This window comes from Mycobacterium sp. (assembly GCF_040398885.1).
In the GTDB taxonomy this organism is placed as follows: Bacteria; Actinomycetota; Actinomycetes; order Mycobacteriales; family Mycobacteriaceae; genus Mycobacterium.
Genome location: NZ_JBBATF010000201.1, coordinates 1 through 3,187 on the forward strand (window position 1 = coordinate 1; position 3,187 = coordinate 3,187).

The following is a 3,187-nucleotide window of genomic DNA, read 5'->3' on the forward strand; positions in this document are numbered from 1 at the left end:
GTGTTGCAGCAGATGGTCGATCTGGCACGTCGGCACCAGTTGTTGCTGCTGGCCGACGAGATCTACGACAAGATCCTCTACGACGACACCCGGCATGTCTCGCTGGCCACCCTCGCGCCCGATCTTCTGTGCCTGACCTTCAACGGCCTGTCGAAGGCCTACCGGGTGGCCGGCTACCGTTCGGGCTGGCTGGTCATCACCGGGCCCAGCGACCATGCCACCAGCTTCATCGAGGGGATCAGCCTGCTGGCCAACATGCGGCTGTGCCCGAATGTCCCTGCGCAGCATGCCATTCAGGTGGCCCTGGGCGGCCACCAGAGCATCGACGACCTGGTGCTGCCGGGAGGCCGGTTGCTCGAGCAGCGCGACCTGGCGTGGCAGAAGCTCAACGAGATCCCGGGTGTCTCCTGCGTCAAACCGCAGGGCGCGCTGTATGTCTTCCCGCGGTTGGACCCCGAGGTCCACGACATCGTCGACGACGAGAAACTCGTCCTGGACCTGCTGCTCGAGGAGAAGATCCTGATGACCCAGGGCACCGGGTTCAACTGGCCGGCCCCGGACCACCTGCGGATCGTGACTCTGCCGTGGGCACGCGATCTCGCCAAAGCCATTGAGCGGCTGGGCAACTTCCTGGCCGGCTACCGTCAGTAGCCGGTGACTCACTCACACTCGCATTCACACCACGGCGCAGCACCGCTGAGCCCACTCGCGGCACGGGTCGTGGTCGCGGCCCTCGCCGTCATCGGGTTGGCGATGACCGTCGGCGCGGTACTGCTCTGGCCGTCGAACAACAAGGTCGACATCCCGTTGCCGTTCCAGAACGCCGCGGGTGGATCGGTGACCACCGAGGGCGGCCATGTGGTCTCCAGCGCCCTCGGCGACTGCGGGAGTCCGTCGGCGCGGCAGGTCCTGACCGCACCGCCCGCCGCCGGCATCCCCGGGTCGGGGAGTTGCGTTCGGTCACTGGTCGCAATCGACACCGGCCCCAACAGCGGTGCGAGCACACTGCTGGAGTTCTCCCGTGGACCGGGCCAGCCGAATCTGCTTGCCGGCGAGAAGGTTCGGGTGTTCCGGCAGGTGGACCAGCAGGGCGTCACCAGCTACGGCTTCTACGACTACGAGCGGACCTGGCCGCTGCTGATGCTGGCGGTGCTCTTCGCCGTCGTGATCGTCGCGGTCGCCCGCTGGCGCGGCCTGCGGGCCCTCGTCGGCATCGTCGTCGCCTTCGCGGTCCTTGTGGTCTTCATGCTGCCCGCCCTGCGCGATGGCGCCCCCGCGGTGCCGGTGGCGCTGGTCGCATCGACGGCGATCCTGTTCGCGGTGATCTACCTCGCCCATGGCGTGAGTCTGCGGACCAGCGCCGCACTGCTGGGCACCCTGACCGCCATGTTGTTGGCCGCGTTCCTGTCCTGGGGGGCGATCAAACTCACCCATCTGACCGGTCTGTCCGAAGATCGGAACAACGAGGTGGCCGCCTACCTCGGCAACGTGTCGATCAACGGTCTTCTGCTGGCCGGTTTCATCATCGGTTCGCTGGGTGTGCTCAACGACGTCACGATCTCCCAGTCGTCGACGGTCTTCGAGTTGGCCCATATCGGGCACGGCTCGCGGCGACAGGTGTTCCTTCGGGCCATGCGGGTCGGCAGCGACCACATCGCCAGCACCGTCTACACACTGGTCCTCGCCTACGCGGGCAGTTCGCTTCCGCTGCTGTTGCTGTTCAGCGTGTCCAACCGCTCCCTGAAGGACGTGTTGACCAGCGAGAGCGTGGCCACCGAGATCGCCCGATCGGCCGTCGGCGGTATAGCGCTCGCCCTGTCGGTGCCGCTGACCACCGCGGTCGCCACCGTGCTGGCCACACCGAAGTCCGCCGCTACCGCCGCTCCAGAAGCTCCAGCAGGTAGTCGCCGTAACCCGACTTGAGCAGCGTCTGCGCCCGCTCGGCGAGGGCCGCGTCGTCGATGAAGCCCATCCGCCAGGCGATCTCCTCCGGGCAGGCCACCTTCAGGCCCTGCCGCGCTTCGACCGTGCGGACGAAATTGCCGGCCTCCAGAAGCGAGTCGAAGGTGCCGGTGTCCAGCCAGGCGGTGCCCCGGGGCAATACCTCCACCGAGAGTCGTGCGGAGTCCAGATAGACCCGGTTGACGTCGGTGATCTCCAACTCGCCGCGCGCCGAGGGCCGCAGCGAGCGGGCGATCGCGACCACGTCGTTGTCGTAGAAGTACAAACCCGGGACCGCGTAGTTCGACTTCGGGGTGGCCGGTTTCTCCTCGAGCCCCAATGCCCTTCCATCGGAATCGAATTCGACGACACCGTAGGCCGATGGGTTGGCCACCCAATAGGCGAAGATCGCGGCGCCGTCGATGTTGCGGAACCGGCGCAGGTTGGTTCCGATCCCGGGTCCGTAGAAGATGTTGTCGCCCAGGATCAGCGCCACCGGCCCGGCGCCGATGTGGTCGGCGCCGAGGATGAACGCCTGCGCCAGGCCGTCCGGGCGTTCCTGCACCGAGTAGGTGATGTCGATGCCGAACTGCGCGCCGTCGCCGAGCAGGCGCTGAAAGGCCGGGGTGTCCTGCGGTGTGGCGATGACCAGAATGTCGCGGATGCCGGCCAGCATGAGCGTGGACAGCGGGTAGAAGATCATCGGCTTGTCGTAGACCGGCAGCAACTGCTTGCTGACACCCCGGGTGACCGGATGAAGCCGGGTGCCCGACCCGCCGGCCAGGATGATGCCGCGCATCCGTCTCAGGCCTGCAGGTCTTCGTCGGTCATCCCGGTGGCCGCCAACGCCGCTGTCAGGTCGTCGTGTCGGAAGGCGGCGGTGACATGGTCGTCGACGACCCGGAACGCCGACGCGGCGGTGCGCACCGGCGCGGAACCGTCCCGCGGGGTGATCCGTTCCTCCACCACCACGACACCGTCGCGGTAGTAGATCTCCCCGACCTCGAAGGTGGCGTCGGTGCGCCGGGCCCACTCGCGCAACGCGGCGTGACCCTGTGCGGCCCCGTGCGCATCGCCGATCTCGACGTCGTCACTGGACAACGACTCCAGCGTGCCCGTATCCCCTGTGCTCAACGCGTCATGCCACGCCAAGACGGTGGCGATCTCCGAGGTGCTCATGGTTCGCTCTCTCCTGATTCCTTGCGCAGACAGCCCAAATTACCGGCCCGGCGATGTACCGCCTAGA

General features: G+C 67.2%; 4 protein-coding genes. 2 read left to right on the plus strand and 2 right to left on the minus strand.

What is annotated here, in order from left to right; all coding sequences use genetic code 11:
- Together ADBZ5U_RS14555 and ADBZ5U_RS14560 are read left to right on the plus strand one after the other, a co-directional pair.
- Nucleotides 1–651: pyridoxal phosphate-dependent aminotransferase (locus tag ADBZ5U_RS14555; RefSeq protein ID WP_526811371.1), on the plus strand; the 651-nt coding region annotated here is incomplete at its 5' end.
- 3 nt (nucleotides 652–654) lie between these two features.
- Entirely contained in the window at nucleotides 655–1,923 is a 1,269-nt protein-coding gene (locus ADBZ5U_RS14560) for a YibE/F family protein (RefSeq protein WP_526811373.1), read from the plus strand.
- On the opposite strand, the gene rfbA is transcribed toward ADBZ5U_RS14560, so the two are convergent.
- Both rfbA and ADBZ5U_RS14570 read right to left on the minus strand, forming a co-directional pair.
- Nucleotides 1,874–2,740 (minus strand): glucose-1-phosphate thymidylyltransferase RfbA, encoded by an 867-nt coding sequence (rfbA, locus tag ADBZ5U_RS14565; protein ID WP_526811375.1) that lies wholly within the window; start codon nucleotides 2,738–2,740, stop codon nucleotides 1,874–1,876. The genes ADBZ5U_RS14560 and rfbA overlap by 50 nt on opposite strands.
- A 5-nt stretch (nucleotides 2,741–2,745) precedes the next feature.
- Nucleotides 2,746–3,120: a nuclear transport factor 2 family protein gene (locus ADBZ5U_RS14570; protein ID WP_526811377.1), complete on the minus strand. Its 375-nt coding sequence runs from the start codon at nucleotides 3,118–3,120 to the stop codon at nucleotides 2,746–2,748.
- Nucleotides 3,121–3,187: the final 67 nt, after the last annotated feature.